The organism is Bacteroidota bacterium, assembly GCA_016711505.1.
GTDB lineage: Bacteria > Bacteroidota > Bacteroidia > AKYH767-A > 2013-40CM-41-45 > JADKIH01.
In genome coordinates this window covers 136,670-163,093 of record JADJSV010000020.1, presented here as the reverse complement: position 1 = coordinate 163,093, position 26,424 = coordinate 136,670, and the positions used below count along the sequence as shown (strand labels likewise).

The window sequence follows — 26,424 nt, the reverse complement described above, 5'->3', positions numbered from 1 at the left end:
CAGCAATTTAGAACTACTTCATAATCTCTTAAATTTACCGTACTTTTACGGGCTCATTATCTGAAAAAATATGATTGGAATACTTAATAAGGCGATTACCAGCATCTTCGGTAAGAAAAGCGACCGGGATCTGAAAGAAATAACTCCCCTGATCACCAAAATTTTAGCTGAATACGCACAACTTGAAAATCTTTCTCATGATGATTTGCGCGAAAAGTCTAACGAATTCCGCAAAATTATCGATGAACGTTTAGCCGAAAACCGCACGGAAATTTCTGATCTTGAAAAAGAAGCTGAAGGAAATCCGGATATGGAACTTTCTAAAAAAGAAGACATCTATCGTCAGGTTGATCAGCTGAAAAAAGAAGGAAAAAAAATTACTGAAGAAGTTCTTCTCGAACTTTTACCAAAAGCTTTTGCAGTAATGAAAGAAACGGCTCGCCGTTTTACTAATAACGAATCGATAACTGTAACTGCATTTCAACACGACAGAGATCTTGCTACTAAACGTGACAATGTAAAAATTGAAGGCGATAAAGCAATCTGGAAAAATACATGGACAGCTGCAGGTACACCCGTAACATGGAACATGATCCATTACGATGTACAGTTAATTGGTGGTAGTGTTCTTCATTCAGGAAAAATTTCTGAGATGGCTACCGGTGAAGGAAAAACACTCGTGGCAACATTACCGATCTATCTGAATGCATTGGCCGGACAAGGTGTACACGTTGTAACTGTCAACGATTATCTTGCGAAACGTGACTCTGAATGGAACGGACCGATCTTCGAATTTTTAGGACTTACAGTTGATTGTATCGATAAACATGATCCCAATTCTGATGAACGCCGTAAAGCATATTTAGCAGACATCACTTACGGAACCAATAATGAATTTGGTTTCGATTATCTGCGTGATAATATGGCACGGGCTGCAGAAGACATGGTTCAGCGCGGACATCATTATGCAATTGTCGATGAGGTCGATTCAGTTTTGATCGATGATGCCCGGACTCCGCTTATCATTTCCGGTCCGACTCCAAAAGGTGATCACCACGAATTTGATATTTATAAACCAAAAGTTGAATTGCTCGTTAAAGCTCAACGTGATTATGTGAATTCGATCATTTCGGATGCACGTAAATTAATTGCAGAGAAAAAAGACAAAGAAGCCGGACTTCCTCTCTTCCGTGCACATCGTGGTTTACCAAAAAATAAAGCGCTGATCAAATTACTCGGCGAACAAGGTGTTGCCGGTATGATGCGCAGCACTGAGAACTTTTATCTGCAGGATCAGCAAAAAGAAATGCATAAAGCAGATGAGCCATTGTTTTTTACTATTGATGAAAAAAATAACAGTATTGAACTTACAGAAAAAGGTGTTGAATTAATTTCATCTTCAAGCGAAGACAAAAATTTCTTCATCATGCCTGATGTCGGTTCTATGATGGCAGAAATTGAAAGAAACAGTGACACTCCGGAAGAAAGAATTGCGCGTAAAGATGAATTGTTGCGCGACTACTCTATAAAATCAGAACGGATTCATACCGTAAATCAATTATTAAAAGCTTATACTCTCTTTGATAAAGATGTTGAATACATTATCACAGATGGAAAAGTAAAGATCGTCGATGAACAGACAGGTCGTGTGATGGAAGGCCGCCGGTATTCTGACGGATTACATCAGGCTATTGAAGCGAAAGAAAATGTAAAGATCGAAGCTTCTACTCAAACGTATGCAACGATCACTTTGCAGAATTACTTCCGGATGTATCACAAGCTTGCCGGTATGACGGGTACAGCTGAAACCGAAGCACAGGAACTCTGGTCGATCTACAAACTTGAAGTTGTTTCTATTCCAACTAACAGAGCGATCGTAAGAAAAGATCACGAAGACAAGGTTTATAAAACAAAGCGTGAAAAATACAATGCTGTAATCGAAGAGATCGAAGCATTAGTGAAAGCAGGTCGTCCGGTATTGGTTGGTACGACTAGCGTTGAAACTTCGGAATTATTAAGCCGGATGTTGAAACTTCGTAACATCAAACACAACGTACTGAATGCAAAACTTCACCAGCGTGAAGCGCAGATCGTACAGGAAGCCGGTTATGCAGGAACCGTTACGATTGCCACTAACATGGCCGGTCGTGGTACCGATATCAAACTTGGTGAAGGTGTAAAAGAAGCCGGTGGACTTGCCATCGTCGGTACAGAGAAACATGAATCACGCCGTGTCGATCGTCAGTTAAGAGGTCGTGCCGGTCGTCAGGGTGATCCGGGATCTTCGCAATTTTATGTTTCACTGGAAGATGATCTGATGCGTATGTTCGGTTCTGAACGGATCATGAAACTCATGGACCGTATGGGAATTGAAGAAGGTGAAGTGATCCAGCATAGTATGATCACCTCTTCTATCGAAAGAGCACAACGTAAAGTTGAAGAAAACAATTTCGGAACACGTAAACGTTTGATCGAATACGATGATGTAATGAATTCTCAGCGTGAAGTGATCTATACAAAACGTCGTCACGCAATTTTCGGTGAACGTCTGAGTATTGACATCAACAACATGCTTTACGATACGGTTGAAAGTTTAGTTAACACTTATCATGAAGAACAGGATTACGATTCATTGAAGCTGGATCTGATCAGGATTCTATCCATTGAACTTCCGGTTACCAAAGAAGAATTCGCAGCTAAAAAACCGGATGATACAATAGAAAAAACATTTGCAGAAGCCCAACGTTTCTACAAACACAAATCGCAGGTGTTAATTGAAAGGATGTTGCCTTTCATTAACGAAGTAAATACAAACCAAGGCGAAACGATAAAGAATATTGTAATACCATTCAGCGATGGACTGCGTTCAATTCAGGTAATTGCCAATCTTAAAAAATCCTTTGAATCGAACGGTCGTGAAGTTGTTGCATCATTTGAAAAACTGATCATTGCAGCACTGATTGATGACGCATGGAAAGAACATCTTCGTGAAATGGATGATTTGAAACAATCCGTTCAGAACGCTGTGTACGAACAAAAAGATCCGTTACTCATTTACAAGTTTGAATCATTCAAACTGGTCAAAGAAATGATGGACCGCACGAATAAAGAGATTGTTGCCTTCCTATTCAAAGGAGTGATTCCGCAACAAGATCCAAATCAAGTGAAAGAAGCAAAACTTCCACCGAAACCGGATAACAGAAATCTAAGTGCCAACAAAGCAGACACTACAACATCAACAGCTCCTCGTCCAAGTGGAATGCCACCCGGTGCAATGCCACAAGGCGGACCACCGCCACCAAAAATTCAACCCGTTCGCGTAGAACAAAAGATCAATAGAAATGATCCTTGTCCTTGTGGTAGTGGTAAGAAGTATAAGAGTTGTCATGGGGCGAATGCTGTTTAGTTAATGAAAAATAAATAATGAATAATGAGCGGGTAACTTTCAAGTTGCCCGTTTTTTTTTGCCCTATTTTATCTGTTAAAAACCTGAAACCTACATCCAACCCACATGCTCTACAAACTCCCATTGTTCATTATTATCTATTAATTATTAATTTTTATACATTGCGTTATGGAAAAAACACTGACGCTCGACGAAATACAATCCTTCAAGGGAAAATATCCAAAGCAACTCTGGTATCTGTTCTTCTCGGAAATGTGGGAACGGTTTTGTTTTTATGGGATGCGGGGAATGCTTACCGTTTTTATGGTCAGCGAATTGTTCATGAAAGAAGATCAGGCGAATCTTCAATATGGTGCTACACAGGCTTTCGTTTATGCTTTTACTTTTGTCGGCGGATTATTTGCCGATAAAATTCTTGGCTTCAGGAAATCATTGTTCTGGGGTGGTTTACTGATGATCACCGGAAGTTGTATTCTTGCAACAGATCCGAAAGAGTTTTTCTTTATTGGATTAAGTTTTACAATTATCGGTACCGGATTTTTCAAACCAAACATTTCTACAATGGTTGGTGCACTTTATAAAACAAATGATAGCCGCCGCGATGCAGGATTTTCATTGTTCTATTCAGGTATAAATATAGGAGCTTTGCTTGGCGGATATGCATGCGTTACAATAGGTAAAACATATTCATGGAATCTGGCATTCGGTCTGGCAGCAATCGTGATGACCTTAAGTCTGATCACCTTTCTCTACACAAAAAACAGTTTAGGACCGATCGGTTTGTCACCACTCAAGCCTGCGGCAGATGGTAAAACCAAAAAATGGTATGAGTACCTGGTTTATATTGGTTCACTGGCTGTTATTCCTGTTATCATGATCATGGTGTCAAAGACACAGTACACTGACTGGTTCATGTACACAATCGGACCATTGACCTTATTTTATATTTTCTACGAAATGTCAAAACTGACTTCAGCAGAAAAAAAGAAAATGATGGCAGCTTTGGTATTTATTGTTTTCTCAATTTTCTTCTGGGCATTCTTCGAGCAAAGTGGCGGGTCATTGAATTTGTTTGCTACAAATAATCTTAAAGATAATATCGCCGGAATAAAGCTTGATCCGAATGGAGTGAACAATTCGGCTAACTCTCTTTTTGTGATAATCTTCGCTCCTATTCTTGGTCTGCTCTGGATCTGGTTAAGTAAACGAAATAAAGAACCCAACACAGTTGTAAAATTCGGACTGGGCTTCCTTTTCTTAGCACTTGCATTCTATACTTTCTATTCAACAAGATTTTTTGCCGATGAAAATGGAATGACTTCACTAGGTGTATTCACATTTGCATATTTCATAATTACATTTGGTGAATTATGTTTGTCACCGATCGGATTATCCATCATGACAAAACTTGCTCCTATAAAATTACAAGGTGTCATGATGGGAATGTGGTTTCTGGCAAGCGCCTATGGTCAATATGCTGCCGGAATACTCGGCGCAGGTATGACCAGCCCAAATGAAAATGCATCGCTCACAGATAAACTTATCTCCTATACAAACGGATATCAACAGTTGGCAATTTATGCACTTGATTGCTGGTGTTGTATTACTGGCGATTTCGCCGGGGGTTAGAAGTTGATGCAGGAAGTAAAATAACGAAAAGTGAAAAGTGAAAAGTGAAAAGTGAAAGTGAAAAGTGAAAGGTGAAAAGTGAAAAGTGAAAAACGGCGATCTAGAAAGTATGTACTTTCCAGATCGCCGTTTTTCACTTTTCACTTTTCGTTTTTCGTTTTATTTATGGTTTGCTTATTGAAATACCTGCAGAACGATTTTCCAGCAAACTGAAATCTGCCGACTCAACGCAACGGTCACCGGTAAGATCAGAAGAAATGTAACCAACCTGGACCGGATTCAGATTTGAATTGATGATCGTGAAATCGGTATTATTAATTACGTTATCCTGATTCACATCACCACTATAGAGTGCGGATTTTAGATCAGGGAATACAACCTGATTACTTCCATATGCTTTGTTCGCAGCAGTTGAAAAATCATAACTCCCGAAAGTACTTGTCAGACTTACAGGAGCAGCACTCCATGTTTGTAAAGCATTTCTGTGTTTCACTACAACGTAATAACTATTTCCGGCAACTGATAATGGAAATAAAAACGTTCCGACTCCTGAAATTGTCAACGTTCCTTTTACGGTGTGAGCAATTGCATAAGGCGCAGTTGAATTTGCAAGCTGCACTTCAATTGTATCGCACACGCCGGGAAAAGAAGTAGGATTCGCAACTGCACGCATTGTACTGCTGCCAATATAATATCCTTCGATGAATGCTTTAACCTGCAGACTGAAATTTGTAATCACAGTAAACTGTGAAGGAGAATTTACATTTCCACAATTTGTCGTGACATTTATAAATCCGTTTGTTGCTCCTACAGGAACAGTTGCTGTAATTTGAGTCGCTGAATTTACAGTATATGATACAGAATTGACTCCATTGAATTTTACTGAAGTTACGTTTACAAAATTAGTTCCTGTTATGACTACACTTGAACCCACGATTCCGGCTCCCGGTAAAAATGACGTTACGGTTGGCAATCCAACAACCAGCACTGCAGTTATTGAAGACGTGCTGCTACACGTTCCTGAAGTAACCTGAACTGTATAATTTCCGGTTGCATTCGCTGTAAATGTTGAAGCTGTTGCTCCTGCAATTGTACCACCATTCAATGACCATTGATAACCTGTTACTGCAATACTCGGATTTGCTGTCAGCAAAACATTTCCACCTGTACAGAAAGTAGTCGGACCACCGGCAGTTATTGTAACTGTCGGTGTTGTACATAACGTACTGAACAAAGTTGATGCGGTAAATGATGATGTTCCTGATGCGCATACAGTTTGTACCTGCCATTCATAATTGCTTAATGCAGTTAATCCTGTTGCAGGAAAAGAATTTGTTGCAGCCGTTCCTGTCGTCCATGTTGGTGCTCCTACAATCCTGTATTGTACATTATAACTTGTTGCACCCGATACAGCTGCCCAGTTGAATGTTGCAGTAGTATTTGTGATCAAAGATGTCGTTAATGTTCCCGGTGTTGCACAAGTTACAACCGGTGTTGTACCAACAAACAGGTTATAACAACTTGATGTATTGAACACACCTTGATATCCAAAGATTCTGAATACATACGTTCCTGCCGGCTGATTATTAAGCGTGATAGATTCACTAGTGGTTCCACCATTTGCACTTGAGCCTAATAATGTACCACCCGCATTGTACATTTGAATATCATAATCCAATGGCAGATTCGATAATGTAACAAGGAAATTGACAACACCTGTAGTTGTAACTTTGAAATAATCAATGTCGGTTGAAGTATTTATACCTGCAGATACTGTTGTATTCTCACTCACCGGAACAGCGGTTGCAAGTGTTTCATTAGGTTCGTATGCCGTAACACACGCCGGACTTGTTGTAAACTGCGCCTGAGTATATGCACTGTTACCTGAAGCACAATTGGAGCGGATCCGGTAATCATAAAGTAAACCAGCTGATCGATCCGCCATTCTCACTTAATCCAATTGAAGTTCCTGCAGGGTTGTACATTTCAAGATCATAATCGTCGGGCAAACTTGAAAGTGTTACAACGATATCAGATGTTACTGCAGTAGTCAATTTGTAATAGTCAAGATCACTCGCACTTCCGATAGTAGCAGAGATAACTGTATTCGCAGGGATTGTTGCACCGGTCAGACGGGTTTCATTTGGTTCATAGTTACTGTTACATGCAGCTGGTGTAATTGTTGTAAACTGTCCCTGAAAATATGTACTGCTTCCACCGCTGCAATTTGTTTTGATCCTGTAATCATATAAACTTGCACTTGTAAGTCCTGCCAGATAATATGAATTTGTATTACTGATCGTTGACGAAGCAACTATCCACGTACCTGAACTGTTCAATTTATATTCCAACGTATACGTCACTGCACCAACTACTGCTGTCCAGTTTATTGTTGCATAGGTTACACCGATTGAAGTTACGTTAACTCCTGTTGGTGTATTACAGGTAACAGGACATGTTGGACAAGATCCACCGCCACAATCAATTCCTGTTTCAGTACCATTCATAAATCCATCGGAACAACTTGTGAATCCGCAAACGTCAAGACAAGCTGCATTCAATACAGTGTTTCGAATTACATTTCCGGGTTGAGGTCCGAAGCCAAGACTGAAATTCATTCCTACTCCCTGAAGATGGCAATAGCTCATGATCGTTCCACCACCTGCCGGATTTCCCGGAAGGGCACAACCGCCTTCAGTAGCACCGGAACATCCATCGATTGCAGTACTGTTACCATTCCATACACAGGCATGTGTATGTCGTGATCCGATCAAGTGACCCATTTCATGAGTGACAACATTCACCGGCCATGAATAAGTTGGAACATTTGAATACGTAGAATAAATTTTACTTACACATTTACTCTCGTCAACATTGGAATTACAGATTCCTGAAAATCCTGCAGCTTGTCCTCCACCACCTTTGTAGGTAATAAGATGAGAAAGGTCGCCGTTAAAAGTTCCTGTGTTCGCCTGATATGCACTCAATAATGCAGATGTAGTAGTGATTGATGCATAAGGAGAAGTAGTTGTCCAGCAAAGTATCTGTGTAATTGCCATTGATAATGTTTCATTGGCATACAACACAAATGACTGATTGAATAAACCGGTAACATAATTTGTTGCATTCACTGCACCACCTTTATCTATGACAACATCGTTATCAATTTCAATATAAATGTTGATGCAATCTCCTAAGCTGGAAGTTGTATTACCACCGTTACGTTGTAATTGGTTTGGCGGATACGATCTTCCATCATCTTCCGTAGAACATTCAAATGGATTTGGTACCTGAAGATCGTTATCATTGTATAAGATATGGGTATCAGTATTATCGTCCTGAATTTTTCCGATAACTTTATTTCCATGTCTGTTTGAAATCATTGCGACAATTTCATTTTCAAAGAAACTAAATGCAACAATTGAACTCTGATCATTTTGAATTACTCCTTTATAATGTACTCCACCTTTGTATGAAATTGGAGAATTCGGTTCTTTATTTTCCGAAACAAAAAATCCTTCAGCAAAGATCTGATGTTTTAACAAGTCAACTTTAATATTGGAAGTCGGAGAAACAGGAATTATAAGCGTCACAAATTCCGGCTGATTTTGCAAGATGTCTGTCAGCGCCTTGGTATTTATTTTAAGCAAAATACCTTCCTGTAAAACTTCAGGATCTACTTTTTCAGTCCTGAGATCAGAAGAAAGAAATTTAAAAACTGAAATTTCCTTGAATTGCCTTCCATTTTCTTTTGCCTTTTTTACATCGTTGTAAACTGCCATTTGCGAGAAAACAGAAAATGGCAATAGCATTAGCAAAATCAGTAATTGCTTTAATTTCATAACTTTTGAATTGTGTATATAAATCCAGTTCATTACGAGAGTAAAAAACGGATTGTGTGGGTTTAATAAATTCAAAGATAAATTATTTCCCGGCATTCAGGAAAAAATGCTAGGCGTAAAATCCAAGAAAACAATGGATAGAATTGATATTAATTTTATATAATTAATTTCCTTTCCCTCTAAATTAAATTTTTAAGCATACATAATTAACCGAATTAATTACCATAGAAGGCAAAAATCCCATTATTTAAGAGATTCTTTAAATAATTGAAAGCAATATTTACCAACATAAAAGGCACATTGACATAAAATGACATTTCTAAGAATCAGAATATCTTATATTCGTTAGTTGGCAGCTTATCGAAGGCTGAGAGCGGTAATCCTGATAACTTAAATGAAAAACAGCCTGATTTTTATAATCACTTTTTACTTACTCGCATTTGGGTTTTCAGCAAATGCCCAAGTTTACAATATGACTGCCGGAACAATAAATTCCTGTAGTGGAAATTTTTATGATCCGGGCGGTTCAGGGGCAAATTATGGAAACAATGTGAACATCACAGAAACTTTTTGTTCAAATTCTTCTAATTGTATAATTGTAACATTTACAGCTTTCAATACACAGGCAGGAAATGATATCCTGACAATCTATGATGGACCATCAACAGCTTCACCCGTAATTGGAACATTTTCCGGCAATACATCTCCCGGCGCAATCATTTCTTCATCCGGTTGCATTACTTTTCGATTTGTATCAAATGGAAGTAATACTAAACCGGGATGGGCAGCGACTATTTCCTGCGGATCATGTGGATCTTCTTATTTGATGAATAATACATCAGTAGCAACTTGCTCAGGATTATTTTTTGATAGTGGTGGAAGTGCAAGTAATTACGGCAACAATGAAAACTTCACAAAAACATTTTGTTCTTCTGCAGGAAGTTGTTTGCAAATTCAATTTACTGCATTCAATATTAAATCAGGCGACAACCTGATAGTTTACGATGGGCCTACAGTTGCTTCGCCGCAGATAGGAACGTATTCAGGAACAACAATACCACCAACTATGTTATCAAGTACCGGTTGTTTAACAGTCAGATTTACTTCAAATGGCGCTTCAAACGGAGCGGGCTGGGAAGCAGTTGTCTCCTGTGAACAATGTCCATCAACTCCCGCCGGAACTGCTACATACACTCAACCCGTCCTTGGATTACAAAATACTTATGTGGGAACAAATATGGTTTCCACTTGCGGTGGTACTTTTACTGATGATGGTGGAGTTGGCGGAAATTATTCAAATAACATCAATGAAGTCTACCGAACTTTTTGTCCTGCAACTGCAGGAAATTGTCTGCGCGCAACATTTTGGTCGTTTGATGTTGAATCGGTTTTTGATTACCTGACTATCAGAAATGGCCCAACACAATTTAGTCCACAATTTGGTGCCGGCTCTACCTGGTATGGAACTGCTTCTACTTATCAGGCATGTCTCGCTTCAGGATTGGGTCCATATACTTCGACCGATCAAAGTGGATGTCTGACATTTGCATTCAATTCTGATGCATCGATTGCACAAGGTGGATGGGTTGTTACATTTGATTGCCTTCCTTGTTCAAATGGACCAAATGGAACTGATAACAGTGACTGTAAATCACCGACAGCAGTATGCGGAAATCAAAGTATAACAGATGCCAGTACAGGGCCCGGTATAATATCTGATGGTGGTGGTGGATGTGTCCTTGCAGAAAATTTTTCAAATTGGTACAAGATACTCATCAGTACTTCCGGAACATTAGGATTAACTATCGCTCCAAATGTAACTGCAGATGATTATGATTTTGCACTTTACTCAGCATCTGCATGTGCAAGTCTGGGAACCCCTGTTCGATGCTCTTATGCTGCAAATACCGGGAATACAGGAATGAACAATGCACTGAATCTTTCTACAAATTCACTAACCTGTGGCCTTCCGAATAATGGATCAGATCTTTCCGAAGATGTTTGTGGAAATGCCTGGGTAAATGAACTGCCGGTCCTTACAGGCCAGTCTTACTATCTTCTGGTAAACAAATGGTCGCCCGGTGGAAGTGGATTTACACTGAACTGGAATCTGACCGGTGGAGCATCATTGAATTGCTCGGTACTACCTGTGGAATTAATAAATTTCGAAGCTACTCCTATAAAAGATAACGTAGTAATCAGATGGAGTACTGCAAGTGAAACAAATAATAATTTTTTTACAGTTGAACGAAGTAGCGATGGAATTAAATTTGAAGTAATTCAGATTTTACAAGGTGCCGGTAGTAGTACTATCAGGAATGATTATACAACTGTTGACGATTCTCCTTATAAAGGAATTTCCTATTATCGTCTGAAGCAAATCGATTTCGACGGTACAATTTCTTATTCAAACATTGTCCCTGTAAAGATCGATGCTAATAATGTGTTTTATATTGTTCCAAATCCTGCAACAGAAAAAGCAGAATTGATTTTTGGCTCAAGTGATAATAGTCAAATGCAATTAAAGATCTTTAACATGCACGGAAATCAAGTAGCATTTGAAAATATTGATCCGGTTCAAGGACTAAATCATCACACTCTGAATCTGGAGAATCTGGATAAAGGGATATACTATCTGATCCTTGAAAATAAATTTACAAGTCTTAAAACACGACTTGTAAAATTATAATAGCCGATCAATTATCAAACTTGAATTAATTTCCATTTTCCTTTCCTGAAATAATACCAGGCTACCAATGCAATCAATGTTTCCGCAATAGGAACAGCCATAAATGCACCTGTTGTTTTGAGATCCAAAGTCTTTGCAAGAAAATATGCCAACGGAATCTGAAAAAGCCAGAAGCATACAAAGTTAATCAATGTAGGAGTCTTCGTATCTCCTGCCCCATTCAAAGCTTGCGTCATTACCATACTTATACCATAGAAAATATAAGCACTTCCAATTATTTGTAAAGCCTGAACACCATAAGCAATTACTGCTTCATCAGAAGTATAAAAACGAATGATCGGTCCTGAACAAAAAATAAAAAGTACCATAACAAAACTCATAAATACTGCATTATACTTCGCCGTAAGCATTACACTTTTCACTGCACGATCGACTTGCTTTGCGCCAAGGTTCTGTCCAACTAATGTAGCAGCAGCATTACTCAGTCCCCATGCAGGCAAAATAAAGAAAACTACATTCCGGATCGCTATCTGATATCCGGCAGATGCTGTTGTTCCGCCCGTTTCTGCAACCAATCTTGCCAGTATGATCCAGCTACCGCTTGCTATGATGAACTGAAATGTAGCCGGCCAGCCGATATTCACAATTGATTTTATTATTGGACTATCCAGAGTAAAATGACGTTTATAGAATTTCAGAATTCCACTTCCTTTGAATAAATGATAACACTGATAGACCACTCCTGAAAATCGTCCGATTACAGTTGCAATTGCTGCACCCTTCAGACCTAAATAGTGTATAAGAATCGGGCAAAGAATAATATTGATAACACTTGCCAGCCATAAGCTTTTCATTGCCATTGCAGCATCTCCTGCTCCACGGAATATTCCGTTTATCAGAAATAGAAAGATCACGCCCGCACTTCCTTCAAACATTATTCTTGTGAAGACCGTTCCTTCTTCTACAACTTCATTACTTGCTCCCATCAGCCGCAGGATGTCTGAAGCGAAAATTGCTCCGACAATACTTAAGATAACTGTAATTAACAATGCAATAATGATTGCCTGTGCTCCGGCATGTGCTGCAGCTTCCGGATTTTTCTCGCCTATCCTTCTCGCAACGATGGCAGTTGCTGCTGTACTTAATCCAATTGCTATTGAATATACAATTGTAATTACAGATTCAGTTAACCCAACAGTTGCAATAGCATTCTGTCCTAGCTTGCTTACAAAAAACATATCTACAATTGCAAATACACTTTCCAGACTCAATTCAAGAATCATTGGAATTGCCAGAAGAAAGACTGCTTTTGAAATACTGCCTTGTGTATAATCCTGTTGTTCTCCATTCAAAGACAACCGGATAATTTTAAATGCACGAACAAGAAAACTCTTCTTTATTAATTCTGTCATTCTGCCAAAATAAATGATATGTTTTTAAATTCCAATAAGATTACTGCATAAATCTGCGTCAAATCTGCGCGATTTGCGAGATCTGCGGGAAAAAATTTTAGCACTATTAATTTCCCGCAGATCTCGCAAATCGCGCAGATTTAGCGCAGATCTTTTCAATTCAAAAAACCTTGCTCAATAAAATCTTTTATCGCTCAATGTTGCACTGTTTTTAAATGAAACAATTTTATCAGGTAAAATTTCTGCTTTAAAATTATTGTAATTCATCATCTGAATTATTCTTTCAATTTGTATTTCATTAGAATCTGTTTCAACTCTCAAAATCCTGTCACAATCTTCCAGATCAAAATTTACAGAATACGCAGGGAAGAAATTTTCAATCTCTCTCACCAGCAATTCTGCATCCATCAGATAATTTACATTCGTTTTAAAAACCTCTACTTTCATTTTTATAATAAACATAACTCACAACAAAAATATTGCAAATGCTTAACTTAAAAAGCCTCAAAAACGACCAATTCAGGGGTTGATTACGACAATTCTGATGACTATATTTACAATCAAAACCAGCTCTGTTTAACAATGAAGCATATCTCTATTCTGGTACCGAAGGGTGCCATCCTTGGAAGTGTTGAAGGCCCACGTTTGCTTTTATCGCAGGTGAATAATCTTCTTTCTTCGAAAGGTATCTCACCCTTGTTTAAAATAGAATTAATTGGTCTGACAAAAGAAACGCCATTGAGCGGTGGATTATTCACTGCTCATAGTGATCATACCATAGATGAAATCCGTAAAACTGATCTGATCATTATTCCTGCAATTGATGGTGATCTGAAAAATGCTATCGAAGAGAATAAAGCATTTATTCCATGGATCACAGACAGGTACAAACAAGGGTCTGAAATAGCAAGTCTATGTCTTGGCGCTTTTCTTCTTGCTTCTACCGGACTACTCAACGGAAAAAAATGTGCGACACACTGGGCCTTCGAAAATCAATTCAGAGAAATGTTTCCCGATGTAAATCTTGTTCCTGAAAAAGTGATCATAGACGAGAAAGGCATTTACTCAAGTGGTGGTGCATATTCTTATCTGAACCTCATTTTATATTTAATTGAAAAATATGCCGGTCGGGAACTGGCAATTCTATGCTCTAAGATCTTTGCCATCGAAATAGAAAGAAACAGTCAATCTGCTTTTAATATTTTCCAGGGACAAAAAGAGCATGGCGACGAACCAATTAAAACTGCACAGGAATTCATTGAAAGTAATTTCAGTGAAAAGATTACAGTTGATCAACTCGCATCTCGTCTTGCCTTAGGCAGAAGAAACATGGAACGGCGATTTAAAAAAGCAACATCAAATACTGTTGTCGAATATATCCAACGCGTAAAAGTCGAAGCTGCTAAAAAAGGTTTTGAAACCAGCAGAAAAAATATTAATGAAGTGATGATGGACGTTGGCTATTCTGATATCAAAGCTTTCCGGACAGTGTTTAAAAGGATTACCGGGCTTTCGCCGGTGGAGTATAAAAACAAATACAACTATAAGTAAAAGTGAAAAGTGAAAAACGGGTATCATGAAAGTAATTGCTTTCCGGATACCCTTTTTTCACTTTTCACTTTTCACTTTTCACTTTTAGTTTTATTGCAGTTTCTCTTCTGCTCTGTAATGAACCCCGGACAATCATACATCTTCCTGAATACAAGTTTGTTTTTCATTCTTCCGGTCTTTGGGCGCCAGCCGAAAATGTTTGTGGTTCCTGTCGTTCCCTTTTGAATACTGAAACATTTTTCAACGATACCGGATTTTGTTTTGAATTTCACACCGATGATCGACCAGCCAGGATAGATCGCAATTTTCATCTGACATTTATCCTGAAAGGCATCTTCTACACATGGCAAACCTTTGAACCATTGTGTCAGACTTTCAACATTTTCGTCCATATGCGGTTCAGACAAATTTTTTTCGATGTAGTCTCGGGATTCAGGGATTTTCCGGATCATTCGTTTTATTTTCCGCTCAACTTTTCCGAATTTTTCATTCTGTACTGCATTACAAAAAGATGAATTATCCTGACCTAAAGCTGAGGTGGATGCAAAAACAAAAAGTAAAATCAAAAAATATTTCATTGTTTTGGTAAATGTTCCTTCCATTTTTTCATCACTGAGAGATAATTTGTTTCATTCTTATACCAGGTACCGACATATTTACCTAAAGTAAATTGTTCATTTGTCAACAGATCAATATTCCAAGCAATGTTTGAAATATAATTTCCGTGAATGGTTGAATTCTCGCTACCGGTAATAAATTTGGGATAGTACTCTAACAAATAAATTAAAAATCTAAGTGCAACTATATCGTCTTTCGTTATAGCACCACTAACATCATCACTCTTTCTCAATTTCAAGCGTTGATTCATTGACATCATCGTAAACGTTCTGATGTCAGGATTGCTGTGATTTGACATTGCAAGAAGAGCGAATGTGTAATTATTTCGCTCGAAATAATTCATCGAACTTTGATAGTCAATCTTGTGATTTACATTTGTCCAGCCCAATTTTTCAAAATAGAATTTAACAGAATCAGAAGATAATTCTCTTTTCAGTCCGGTTAAAATATCTTTTGTAAGAGGAGGACATTTCGGAAAATCAGTCCAACGACTTTCCGAACTTTTCAATACTGAATCTGCATAGATTTCAAAAGCCACTATTTCTGTGCTGACTGTCTGGCCGGAAACAATCTTCAGTAAAAGCAAAAATGTAAATGTAATTCCGGTAAAATACTTTATCATGCAGCTATTAAATTTTCTTTCTAAATATTATTGCCAGTATTCTCGGTATTTGATTCTGATCATCATCGTCAAAATACTCCTTCAATATTTCTAATTCTAATCCTGAACGATTCGCGCAATCAATAAACTCTGAAATATGATGATTAAAACATTCTACAACTTGTATGCCATGTTCTGTTTCAAATCTGGCTTTACTTCCTGTATATTGTTTGAATGGATGGAGTTCTCCAAGGTATATAATTCCATTTTCATTTAGCCGCTTTGAGGCTTGATTGAAAATATGATCGAGGTCGTTTATGTGCTCCAGCACCAGACTGAAGGTGATCAGATCAAATTGTTCAGTGGAAAAATTCCATTCAGAATTAATATCAGCCTGAACAAAACGTACATGACTTGACCGGATCTTTGTTTTTGCTTTCGCAAGCATTTCTTCCGAGAGATCAACTGCAGTAATTGAATTAGATCTACAAAGTAACCAGGGTGTATTTTTACCAGTCCCACATCCTATTTCCAGAACATTATCAAATTTTCTCTCAGACAAAAGTTCCTGTAACGCTTTTTCTTCAAGATCTCTCGTCCGGTTGATTACTTTATCATATGATTGCGACCATTTATTATAGGCGTTTTGTGTATTCGAAGAATTGCTTTTTTTCGTTTCAATCCAATCAGCCTTTGTCATTTGAAATTTAATTTCACGTCTTCCATGAATACCGATTTCCTTCCATCCTGCTCTTCTATAAAATTCCTCCGCTCTTGTTCCCGGATCTGTACTTAACCAAACCGGATGATCTGTTTCTGAAAAATACCATTCAATCATCAGATCATGAAGTTGTTTTCCTATTCCTTTTCGCTCATGTAACGGATCAATAAATAATGCCCAGATGTTATTCTCTTTCAGATCAGCTATAGCGAAGCCGGCAATCTTTGAATTGATCTCACATACCCAACCTTTACCTCTTACGGACAGATATTTTTCACAGTCATTGTCAGTTACCAATGACGGATCAGACAAGACATTTTCTTTTACAAGATGTCTTACGATCTGAATTTGCGGTACGTCGTTTACATTTGCTTCCCGGAAGATCATGTTCATTTTTACTCCACTGTATTTTCTAAATTCTACTTCTAAAGTAATAAAATGTACAACAAGTCAGTCAAAAAAAAAGTCCCGCCAACAGGCGGGACTTTTTAATATAATCAGAAAAATGTGATTAGAACTTCACCACTTTAGTCTGAGCCTGAGTTCCATTGAATTCAGCTTTGATCATGTATGTACCTGATGCAAGAGTTGCAACATTGATCATTTCATTGTTGGTACCTTTTGTAACGTAAATAGTTTGAGTATTTACAAGACGACCAGAAATATCAAACATTGTAACAGTAGCTTTACCTTGAGCAACAGCATTTAATGTAAGTGCAATTGTATTTGCATCATGTTGTCTTGAGAATAAAGCGATCTGAGGAATGTTTAAATTAGAAACACCTAAAACACATGAAGGATCAGTTCCATCATAAACAACAATAGGAATTGAAGTTCCTGTAAATGTACATGAAGGATCTAATGTAAGTTGATGAAGAGCTTCAACAGGATCCGGAGCAACTGCAGAAACTGCATTACCAAATACAACCGGAGTCCAGTAGTAAATTCCGTATGGATTTGAAGTACCATTGATCAATGTTCCATCATTTGAGAATCCAACTGTACTAGTTTGAGGTGCAGGGAAAGCGATTCCATAAGTAGCAAGTAAGCTTGGTTCAGCAACAGGATCAGCGCTACCAGAGATATCTGCAGAAGAAACAACCCAACTAACACCTGCAAAATCACCTACTGTAGGTGCATAAACTCCGGTAGATGAGATTTCAGCATTTTCTCCAGGACAAACTGAAAGTGCAGTTGTAGTTGCAGTTCCGGGATTGATTAGAGCATCGTTACAAACAATAGCAGGAACATATTTGAAAATCCCTTCTGATGTAGGAGATAAAGTAAATCCACCTGACCACATTGTTAATGAATCAGCAATTCCTAAAGCTGAACGTTGTGTTCCAAGATCGATATCTAACCAGTTTAAACCATTATCCGTAGAATAAGATGAACCTGTAAAACCGTTAGTAAAATCAACTCCTGTACTTACCATCATACCCGGTACACCCGGTACACGTTTAATGTCTGCACCGAATAAATTTCCAAGTGGAGTGATTGAAGTCCATGTATCACCACCATCAGAAGTACTGAAAGTAGTACTTACTCCGGTAGCTGCTGTATATAAACGACCAATTCCGTTAAGATGATCTGTCATACACTGATCCATCGCACCATTTGTAGGGATTGTTAAACCTGTTGCTGAAACAGTCCAGTTCAAACCTCTGTCGATTGATCTGTAAACACGACCTTTATTAGTATCGAACCATACAGTATCACCAATCACATTGTAATGAGCAACGATTCCATATTCTCCGGAAATAGCTGCCGGAATATTAAGTGCCGGAACTCTAGTCCATGTTGTTCCACCATCAACTGTTGTATAGATCTCATATTGAGTTCCAGGATTTGGATCACCCATTGAGAAACCTACGTTCTCATCCCAGAAATGTACAACATTCGGGAATGAACTTGCGTTGAAAATTGAACCTACAGCTTGTTGATTCCATGAAGCACCACCATCGGTAGTCTTCCAGATTCCACCGCCTGCACCTGCATCTGCATTGTAGAAACATGCCCATGCAGTAGAATCATTAAGTCCATAGATCATCGACCAGTCGTGAGAAGCAGGAGCCGGAATATTACCAGCTGTCCAGTTTGCACCGCCATCGATAGTCATAGAGAAATCCTGACGGTTTGCTGCGCCACCTGATCCATCATAAGAGCTGATCCAAACTACGTTTGTATCAACTACGGAAATGTTTCTGATTCCTGAAGAAGTAGGAATGAAACCGCTCGCCTGAGGCACCCATACTCCTGTCTGAGCAAATGTAGAAATGCTCGAAAGGACTATGGCAATAAATAGTAATTGCTTTTTCATATTATTTTGGTTAGAGATATTTTTTGTCAAAATTAAGAGATATTCTTATAAAAACAACGCTCAAACTTAATCCTTAGAGCTTAATCATCAGTGTATTGTAAAGGAATTTGGTTAAATTCATTTTACCTCTTCCATTTGATGGTACATCCTATTGCTTTTGTTTCCTGTACAGCGATTTTTCCATCTGCCATTAATTGATTTATGGCGTTTTCAACATACTTCTCCTTTACACTTCCCGGATCATCAGAATTATCATCAATTGCACCTATATATTTTACGATCAGATCCTTATTTTGAACACTTAAAAGATAAACATGAGGTGTGTTTGATGCTCCAAATGCCTTGGCAACCTCCTGTTTTTCATCATATAAATATGGGAACGGAAATCCTTTTTCGCTTGAACGCTCCTGCATTTTCTCATAAGAATCTTCAGGAGAACGAGTTGGATCATTTGGATTTATAGCGATTACCGGATAACCAACTCCTTTAAAGTTTTTGTCTAATGCAATAATTCTGTCTTCATACGCTTTTGAAAAAGGACAATGATTACAAGTAAAAACAATTATTGCACCTTTGCTTCCAACCAACTTTTGAAGTGATCCTTCACTTCCATCTACATTTTTAAGTGTAAAATCTTTGGCAGTATCTCCTATCATCAATGTTTGTGCGTTCACAGTAACAACTGAGAGCAAAAACAATGTTACAAGAGTAAAAATTCCAATCGCTTTTTTCATAATCATATTTAATTTTTATTTGATTTATTGATTTCAGATTTTAATTCATCATAGGTAATTTCACCTTCATGGAAAAATATTTTTTTTCCATTCTCGTAAATTATAGTTGCAGGAATTGCTCCTGTCCAGTTACTGTCAATTCTATTGATCCACTTGTTTGGATCTGTGTCGTTCAAATGAATGACTTTCGATTTTATATTTCTGTTCCTGACAAATTCAACTGCACTCGTTTTATATTTACTGTTAAAATCAAGATTCACCAGACATACCGAGAACTTTTCGCTCTTCATCTCTGCATTGATTTGTTCAAAATATGGTAATTCTGTTATACATGGTTTGCACCAGGTCGCCCAGAAGTTTACAATAACAATTCCTTTCGACTCGGTAATTTCTTCTTTATAAAAACTATTGAAGTCTTTATCAATCACTTCCTGACCCGATACAAGATTTCCTGTAAATAGCGCTATAAATAATAATGCCGTATGCATTTCTCAAAGGTAACAAAATCGTTCTTTTAATAAAACTTCGTTTAACATTATGAAACAAAAAAAGGGGATCTTCTTCTTCAGAAATCCCCTTTTTTCGAAAAAAAATAATTTTTTACCTGATCACACTCACCTTACCTACATAAGTATGTTTTTCATTTTTAAGATCATTCACTTTTATCTTATAAACGTAGATGTCGTTTTGAACTTCTTTGTGAACCTTTCCATCCCATGGAATGTCATAAGAATTCGATCTGAATACCTCAGTACCCCAACGGTCATAGATTGCAAGTTCATATTCTTTAATGAACGTTCCATAACCCTGGAAGTAATCATTTACTCCATCACCATTAGGTGTAAATGCAGAAGGAACAAAGAAACTGTAACCATATTCAATTCTGATCACCCCACGAGTTGTATCCATACAACCTTTGTCTGATTCAGTCATCAGTATAATTTCATACGCTCCGACAGCATTGTAAGTATGATATGGACTCGTTTGAGCAGTTCCGGTACTATCACCAAAAGACCATTGATATATTGCACCGTTTACTGTGGTATTCTGAAAATGAATTATCGGTTCGTAGATCGTTGCAATTTCAGGATCGGCCAAGAATGCTGCAACCGGAACAGGAAACACTTCAATTACTTTTAGTTGAGTAGATGTTGAGGAACATCCGCGAGCAGTCGTTGAAGTTAATGTTACTGTGTAAGATCCTGCTTCAGTAAACAAGTGACTAGGTGTCTCTGTTGCATCACCGGACCCGTCCGAATAACTCCATTGATAAGTAGAACTATTTGTACTGCTAAGATTGGTAAATGGAACTAACAAAGGTGCACAACCTTCTGTAACTTCAGGAAGGAAAGCAGCGACAGGCATTTCAAGAACTTCTATCTGATCTACGAAAGGCATTCCCGGACAACCATTATAAGTAGTATTCAAGGTTACAGTATGAAATCCTACTGCATTATAGGATACTGCAGGTGGAATCTTCGCAGTACTTGTTCCGATATCTGAGGCTGCACCAAAATCCCATGTGTAATTTATTCCGGCAAAAGTATTTCCGACAGGTATGAAAGTAAAACTGTTCCCATCAAGACATTGTGCAGTTGGTGTCGGATATTCAACATTCGGAATTGCATGTGCTCCTAATATAACTGTATCTTGATTTACACAGCCATACGAATTCGTCGCTGTTACGTAATACGTTGTCTGAACTGTTCCTGCGCCATTATTTTCCAATGTAATATTCGGATTACTGATTGCAGGATTATCAATTCCGGAAGTTGGACTCCACGAATAAACTGTACTTGCTTCTGCAGGTCCGCCAATTGGTAAAACAGTTCCTGAACATACTGCATTGTCTGACCCTGCCACTACAACAGGTATCGGAGCAATAATTATATTTTGAATTGTTGTTGGTGATACACAACCATTGTCATCTACCACTAAAGAAATAGCAGGACTACCTGCTGTATTGCTGACAACTGAATAAGGTCCGGCACCGCTACCTGAAAGAACTGTTGCTGTTCCAAAATCCCAGATAAAGCCTGCTCCCGTTCCTGATGTTCCCGTATAACTTACATTGAATGGAGAACCAACACAAATTGATGGTGGCAAACTAAAGAACGAAGTTGGAATTGCATTGACAACGACATTATACGTCGTATTATCAGAGCAACCATTTTGAGTTACAGTTAATGTCAACGTTTCATTCCCTGCAGCGGCCCATTGAACATTATATGGACCGGCTCCACTTCCTGAATTTACAGTTCCTGAACCGAAGCTCCAGTTATAAGTTGCAGACGGATCAGCAGTTCCTGTAAACGAAATATTGTTTTGTTCACCAATACATAATCCCGGCATTGCCGAGATCTGTGCATCAGGAATTGCATTGTTTACAACCTGATTGATCGTCTGAGTAGAAGTACAACCATTTTCACTTACAGTAAGTGAAACATTGTATGTACCCGGTGTATTCCAAACAACATTGAATGGACCTTGCGAACCACCTGATGACTGACCACCGTCAAGATTCCAGACATAACTTGCAGCTGAAGAAGCTGAACCAGTATATGCAAGCGTTACATTATCTCCAACACAAACTGAAGGAGTGATTGTAAATGGAGAATTCGGAATTGGATTAATGTTTACATTGAATGTAGTACTGTTTGAACAACCGGCGTCAGTAACGGTCAAAGTTACCTGTTCGTTTGCAGCAGCATTCCATTGTACAGAGTAAGGTCCTACTCCACTTCCTGAAACAACTGAACCCGTACCAAATCCCCAGTTATAAGTTGCGCCTGCACTTGCACTTCCATTGAATGAAATTGCATTTGCAGCTCCAACACAAAGTGAAGGGGTAGCAGCTATCGAAGCTGTCGGAATCGGATTGATCGTAACCGGTTGAAGTGTCTGAGTTGAACTACAACCATTTTCTGTTACTGTTAAAGAGAGTTGATATGCTCCTGCAGTATTCCATGTAAGTGCATAAGGGCCTTGTCCGCTTCCTGAAGAAACAGTAGCTCCATTAAAATCCCATGCATAATTTGCTCCGGCACTTGCTGTACCGGTGTAATTTACTGTAACAGGATCGCCTGCACAGACAGATGGTGTTGCAGTAAATAATGAATTCGGTATTGAGTTTACAGTAATATTGGCAGTGACAGTATCTGTACAACCGTTATTATCTGCTATCGTTTGTACAACATAATTTCCTGCAGTATTCCAGCTGACATTGAAAGGACCTTGTCCTGAACCTCCACCAGTACCTCCGGCAAAATCCCATGTCAGGATTGTAGTTCCGGGAAGAGTTCCGGTATATTGTATAACATCAGCCTGACCAAGACAAACTGAAGGTGTACTTGTTAAAGATGCAACAGGAAAATCATAGATCGTAACATTTTGTGATGCACTTGATGCAGAACATCCGGTAGAACTAATTGTCAGATCAACTGCATAAGTTCCCGGTGAATTCCACTGAACTGTATATGGTCCGGCTCCGCTTCCTGATAAAACAGTTGCTCCGGTAAAATTCCATGTATAATTTGCTGATGGAAGTGATACACCTGTAAAAGTTATTGTCGAAACTGCGCCCAGACAAGCATTACTCACTGACATTGCTGCAAGTGCGCAATTGTATACATCAATCTGCAGTGAATAAGTAATACTACATCCACCGGGATTAGTAACGGTTAAGAGTGGAAAATAAGTTCCGCCTGTTGCATAAGAATGAATAGGATCTCTGTCATTTGAGATTGGTGTTCCATCGCCGAAATCCCATGAGTAAGTTACACCATGTAATGTATCACCGGAAACTGTAGAAAAAGTTATTGGAATGCCAACACCGATTGTGCCTGTAGGAGAATATGTATACGATGCTGTTGGTTCATTGATTACGTTAACAACTATTGGCATACGAATCGATCGTACCGGTGTTCCATTATCTGTTCCAATCAAATCGAAACGATTCATACCTAGATTTGATGAAAGTCCAATGATCTGCACTATCCAATCCACTGTATTTCCAGGATTATTCTGTATAACCGATAAACCCGTCATCAATGAAGCTACCGTACAACTTGTAATCTGGTTTACTTCTGGTGATAAAAATGTTCCTGTGATCAAAAGTGTATCATTTTCACAAACTGTAAGTGTATCACATGTATGTGTTGACATCATGATCGGAGGTACATTTGGCATACCCGGACTGGAAATACATGCATTCAAAATAAAATTTTGATTATCTAAGAAATCTATACCATCAGCATTTCCATATGGACCATCAAATACACCACCCGGACTATCAAAGCGTCCGATTTGAATATAATCTGTTCCATTACCTTGATTGATTCCTACCGTTCCAGGATTTGGACCTCCAAAACCACCTGTGCCGGTTATATCTCCGCAAGCCCATTCCATTTCTTTATAACAGAATGAAACATTTGAATTTGGGGGGAGCAAATTATCAACTCCATCAGTCATGATCAATTGAAAGGTATTTTTCAAATCGGAATGACTGCTATAATATCCAACTTCTTCCCACTGAACAATCATATGTGTTGCTGTGATCTGATAGTAGACTAATCCACTTGCTGGGTCTTGAGTATCGACATCACTCCAGAAAGGTGCAATCATTGTGAAAGCAGAACTTGGAAATGAATCGGCACTATAAGTCCAATAAGGAAAGTCAATTGAAACATTTCCATTATTATTGATAAAAACGCTATCTACCATGCGACCATAAAAACAAAAATTGAATGGTAAAGCAATTACTGTTGTAGAACCATCATCGTTTCTATATTCAGGTGCTGATCCATTCGTGAACGGAGCAATATTCCAACTAGCATCTCTATCGATCCAACAGTTACAACCGGCTCCTGTTGCATTTACAGCATTTGGACTTTGTGTTCGCTGAGAATAGCTAGGTGTCGTTGGATTAGGTTTGTTTTTAATCATCTCCAATTTTGCTGCAGCTCTTTCAGACTCGTTCATTAATTCGAACGGCTTACTTAATTGAGCAAAAGAATTGCTGGAAATGATAATAACTAAACTAAAGATTAATGTAATTATTTTTTTCATCGATTCGGATTGTTCAACATCAGGAGGATGTTGAATGATTCTATAGGGTTAGAATATAGAGGCTGAAGTGGATTCAGCCTTACTCTCAAAGATACATCATAAATGATGGATTTCCAAATGAAAAAACGTCGTTTTTTAATGAAAAAGGCGTTTTATTTACTATTAACAGGCTTTTCAACTACGAAATTTGTGCATTCTTAAGGAGAAAATAATGGTTTGAAACAGCTAAATTTCAAAAAGAAATAACATTATGATAAACATTAATCGATGATTGAAATCTTTGAAAGTGATTTGTTATTTATCAAAATGAAATATATTCCTGCAGAATATTCTGAACAATCAATAACATCATTACCCGTAAAATCATTTCTGTGTAATATTTTCTGACCTGATGAAGAATAGAATTCAACTTCATACTTTATGGAACTTTCAAGACCGGTGATTGAAATAAATCCTTTTGCAGGATTGGGAAATACATGAAATTGTTCAGATTTATTTTCGTTTTGCGTAATTCCTGTTATACAACCTAAGGATGAAATTTCTGAAATCACAGCATTTCTTCTTTCCTGAATAAAAGACTTCAAACCAAAAAGTACTGCTCCACCGTTTACAGTTACATCCATAGACAAATTATCATCAAAATTCTGATTAGTATAAAACTTATTCGTATCGGCATAAACATGCGGCCGGATTCTATTGGCGATTGAATCAATTTTTGCATCCAATGCTGCATTGCTGAAATCATACTGCAACCATTGACATGCTTTGTTGATCAACTGTTGCTTATAAAAATTATTGACGACCATATTATTGATCAATGGTCTGCTGTTTGCCGGAGAAGGGACAAAAAACAAACTCAGATTCTTCAAAGCATTCACCGTAAGATTCATTCTGAAACTTCCGAATGACTCATTGAGGTCCCACCCTATCCATTCAAATTTGTCAAGATTTGTATCATGGTAAATAAAATAATTATGTCCACTCCCAAGATAAGAATCCAGATTCACGAATAAATTCAATGCACACCATTGTTCAATGAATGTCTCTGTATTCATAATTGATTCAATTGAATCCTGAAATGCACCGCCGCTATTATTAATTTTTGTGATCAATTCGACAAGATCACTCCAGTCGTTTATGGTTTCATTTGTATGTAACTCGTACTTCGGATAATAAGATGAAGCCTGATTTGAAATATATCTGAGATCACCATTGGGATCTCCTTTAAACATATTCCCATCGTGATAACTAAAATGTGCATTCAGATATTGTTTGGTATCTGCTTCTTCAATAAAATTGTACAAACCCCAGTAAATACCATTCAGATATACCTTTGCAAAAGTACATCTTGGAGCATTAAGCCCATGTTCATTATAAAAATCACAGGCAATTTTCTCTCTCAGAAACGAAGGATCTTTGAATCCATTATTGAGATTGAATTTCTTCAAACCATTTAATTCCTGTCCGGCAACAAATTCATTCAGATCAATTTTGAACGACTTCTTTCTGCTTTGATTGTTGTATGAAGAGTTTCCTTTAAACTTCACTCCAGCTGCTGAAATCAAATTTCCATCGAATACAATATCAGCCTGCATATATTTGTCTGTTGCGAAATAGCTTACAAGCGAATCCCAATAAGAAACCTGACTAAAGTTTATTTGAATCTCATGAATCTGATCCGAATAAAAAATGCTGTCACCTTCATTTTGAGCTTTGGCATTTGAAAAAAGAATAAAAGCAATAAAGAATGCAAAAACTGATCTCATAAATATGTGGTTAGGCAGATTAGATTGAAACAAGCAATGAAGGTTTAATCAAATAAGAAATTTTATCA

Annotated in this window: 15 protein-coding genes and 2 pseudogenes; 4 read left to right on the top strand and 13 right to left on the bottom strand. The window is 38.0% G+C overall.

Annotated features, from left to right (window positions below; all coding sequences use genetic code 11):
* The first annotated feature begins 70 nt into the window (after nucleotides 1-70).
* Nucleotides 71-3,406 carry a preprotein translocase subunit SecA gene (secA, locus tag IPL24_19145; GenBank protein ID MBK8365697.1) on the top strand — a complete coding sequence of 1,112 codons (3,336 nt, stop codon included), beginning with the start codon at nucleotides 71-73 and terminating at the stop codon, nucleotides 3,404-3,406.
* A gap of 168 nt (nucleotides 3,407-3,574) precedes the next feature.
* Nucleotides 3,575-5,059, top strand: a pseudogene (locus IPL24_19140) (peptide MFS transporter).
* Nucleotides 5,060-5,198: 139 nt separating this feature from the next.
* On the opposite strand, the gene IPL24_19135 reads toward IPL24_19140, so the two are convergent.
* The gene (locus IPL24_19135; GenBank protein MBK8365696.1) at nucleotides 5,199-6,980 is read right to left on the bottom strand and encodes a hypothetical protein; all 1,782 of its coding nucleotides are present in this window, start codon (nucleotides 6,978-6,980) and stop codon (nucleotides 5,199-5,201) included.
* Nucleotides 6,949-8,877 carry a hypothetical protein gene (locus tag IPL24_19130; protein MBK8365695.1) on the bottom strand — a complete coding sequence of 643 codons (1,929 nt, stop codon included), beginning with the start codon at nucleotides 8,875-8,877 and terminating at the stop codon, nucleotides 6,949-6,951. The genes IPL24_19135 and IPL24_19130 overlap by 32 nt, the downstream gene beginning before the upstream one ends.
* 394 nt (nucleotides 8,878-9,271) lie before the next feature.
* Between IPL24_19130 and IPL24_19125 the strand changes: the two genes are divergently transcribed.
* Nucleotides 9,272-11,566 (top strand): T9SS type A sorting domain-containing protein, encoded by a 2,295-nt coding sequence (locus IPL24_19125; protein ID MBK8365694.1) that lies wholly within the window; start codon nucleotides 9,272-9,274, stop codon nucleotides 11,564-11,566.
* A 14-nt stretch (nucleotides 11,567-11,580) separates the two neighbouring features.
* On the opposite strand, the gene IPL24_19120 is transcribed toward IPL24_19125, so the two are convergent.
* Nucleotides 11,581-12,978 carry an MATE family efflux transporter gene (locus IPL24_19120; protein ID MBK8365693.1) on the bottom strand — a complete coding sequence of 466 codons (1,398 nt, stop codon included), beginning with the start codon at nucleotides 12,976-12,978 and terminating at the stop codon, nucleotides 11,581-11,583.
* A gap of 174 nt (nucleotides 12,979-13,152) precedes the next feature.
* The gene (locus IPL24_19115) at nucleotides 13,153-13,425 is read right to left on the bottom strand and encodes a hypothetical protein (protein MBK8365692.1); all 273 of its coding nucleotides are present in this window, start codon (nucleotides 13,423-13,425) and stop codon (nucleotides 13,153-13,155) included.
* A gap of 135 nt (nucleotides 13,426-13,560) precedes the next feature.
* Between IPL24_19115 and IPL24_19110 the strand changes: the two genes are divergently transcribed.
* Nucleotides 13,561-14,529 (top strand): helix-turn-helix domain-containing protein, encoded by a 969-nt coding sequence (locus IPL24_19110; protein MBK8365691.1) that lies wholly within the window; start codon nucleotides 13,561-13,563, stop codon nucleotides 14,527-14,529.
* A gap of 71 nt (nucleotides 14,530-14,600) precedes the next feature.
* On the opposite strand, the gene IPL24_19105 is transcribed toward IPL24_19110, so the two are convergent.
* The 9 genes and pseudogenes from IPL24_19105 to IPL24_19065 form a co-directional block, all read right to left on the bottom strand.
* Complete coding sequence (locus IPL24_19105) at nucleotides 14,601-15,107, bottom strand: hypothetical protein (GenBank protein ID MBK8365690.1); 507 nt, start codon at nucleotides 15,105-15,107, stop codon at nucleotides 14,601-14,603.
* Nucleotides 15,104-15,769, bottom strand: coding sequence for a hypothetical protein (locus tag IPL24_19100; GenBank protein ID MBK8365689.1), 666 nt, complete (start codon nucleotides 15,767-15,769; stop codon nucleotides 15,104-15,106). The genes IPL24_19105 and IPL24_19100 overlap by 4 nt, the downstream gene beginning before the upstream one ends.
* Nucleotides 15,770-15,776: 7 nt before the next feature.
* Nucleotides 15,777-16,448 carry a methyltransferase domain-containing protein gene (locus tag IPL24_19095; GenBank protein MBK8365688.1) on the bottom strand — a complete coding sequence of 224 codons (672 nt, stop codon included), beginning with the start codon at nucleotides 16,446-16,448 and terminating at the stop codon, nucleotides 15,777-15,779.
* Nucleotides 16,431-16,856, bottom strand: a pseudogene (locus IPL24_19090) (GNAT family N-acetyltransferase). The gene IPL24_19095 and the pseudogene IPL24_19090 overlap by 18 nt, the downstream one beginning before the upstream one ends.
* A 124-nt stretch (nucleotides 16,857-16,980) precedes the next feature.
* Nucleotides 16,981-18,789, bottom strand: coding sequence for a T9SS type A sorting domain-containing protein (locus IPL24_19085; protein ID MBK8365687.1), 1,809 nt, complete (start codon nucleotides 18,787-18,789; stop codon nucleotides 16,981-16,983).
* Between the two features lie 122 nt (nucleotides 18,790-18,911).
* On the bottom strand, nucleotides 18,912-19,523 hold the full coding sequence (locus IPL24_19080) for a thioredoxin family protein (GenBank protein MBK8365686.1): 612 nt from the start codon (nucleotides 19,521-19,523) through the stop codon (nucleotides 18,912-18,914).
* A gap of 8 nt (nucleotides 19,524-19,531) precedes the next feature.
* Nucleotides 19,532-20,011: a TlpA family protein disulfide reductase gene (locus tag IPL24_19075; GenBank protein ID MBK8365685.1), complete on the bottom strand. Its 480-nt coding sequence runs from the start codon at nucleotides 20,009-20,011 to the stop codon at nucleotides 19,532-19,534.
* Nucleotides 20,012-20,123: 112 nt separating this feature from the next.
* Nucleotides 20,124-24,590, bottom strand: coding sequence for a PKD domain-containing protein (locus IPL24_19070; GenBank protein ID MBK8365684.1), 4,467 nt, complete (start codon nucleotides 24,588-24,590; stop codon nucleotides 20,124-20,126).
* 260 nt (nucleotides 24,591-24,850) lie between these two features.
* Nucleotides 24,851-26,356: a CotH kinase family protein gene (locus tag IPL24_19065; protein ID MBK8365683.1), complete on the bottom strand. Its 1,506-nt coding sequence runs from the start codon at nucleotides 26,354-26,356 to the stop codon at nucleotides 24,851-24,853.
* Nucleotides 26,357-26,424: the final 68 nt, after the last annotated feature.